2 protein-coding genes are annotated in these 1,036 nt (G+C 55.9%); both read right to left on the reverse strand.

What is annotated here, in order from left to right; translation table 11 throughout:
- A partial coding sequence (locus tag A3730_RS30075) for a cryptochrome/photolyase family protein (protein WP_231884091.1) occupies positions 1-149 on the reverse strand: 149 nt, incomplete at its 3' end.
- 179 nt (positions 150-328) lie between these two features.
- A partial coding sequence (locus A3730_RS29050; protein WP_197477747.1) for an FAD-dependent oxidoreductase occupies positions 329-1,036 on the reverse strand: 708 nt, incomplete at its 5' end.

Below are 1,036 nucleotides of genomic sequence, written 5' to 3' on the forward strand. Positions count from 1 at the left end.
ACAATCTTCTGCTGGTGATGTTTTACATAAGTGGCTTCGTCACGCAGTTCGGCCATCACCAGTCTGTCCTGGTCTGGGTCTAATGCTCCCAGCGTCGGCAAATGCAGGCTGAGCTGGTCGCCAAGGATGATCCCGATTTTCACGCGCATGTCCTTCCATAAGGGATCTTTAGCATGAGGTGCGAGCCGTACAGGGGAGGTGAAGAATACCGATCCCAAAACACTATCCACCGTTTCTGGCAAAGGCTCAGTAACCGCCTATCCCCAAACCAAAAAGCCACCGCATCCGCGGTGGCTTTTTGGCTTACAGCTGGTGAGCGCCAGCGGGGTCAGGCAACGGCAGCTTCCTTCTGCTCGTCTTTGCCATTTTCGTACAGGGCATCCAGCCGGTCGCCCTGGGTCATCAGGTATTCAAAGGCCGCCAGGGAAGCCTTGGAGCCTTCGCCCATGCTGATAACAATCTGCTTGTACGGCACCGTGGTCACGTCACCGGCGGCGTAAATGCCTTCCTCTGAGGTCTGGCATTTCTCGTTGATTTCGATTTCACCAAACCGGCTACGCTCGACCACACCCTCCAGAAAATCACTATTGGGCACCAGACCGATCTGAACGAACACACCGTGCAGCGGCAGGGTATGCACTTGCTCTGTCTCGCGGTCCACGTACTCAATGGCATCCACCTTGCCATTGCTGGCCGTGATCTGTTTGGTGGCCACATTTTTGTGGATGGTGACATTGGCTTTACTTTCCGCCTTGTCCACCAGCACCTTGTCGGCCTTCAGCTCGGGCATGAACTCGAACACGTTCACGGATTTAACGATACCGGCCAGGTCCAGTGCGGCTTCAATGCCGGAGTTACCGCCACCGATCACCGCCACATCCTTGCCCTTGAAGAAAGGCCCATCGCAGTGCGGGCAATAAGCCACACCATTACCGATGTTTTCCTTCTCACCGGGCACACCCAGTTCGCGCCATTTGGCACCGGTGGCCACGATCACGGTCTTGGTGTCGATCTCTTCACCGGAAGACAGCACCAC

It is taken from the genome of Alcanivorax sp. HI0044 (assembly GCF_001634945.1).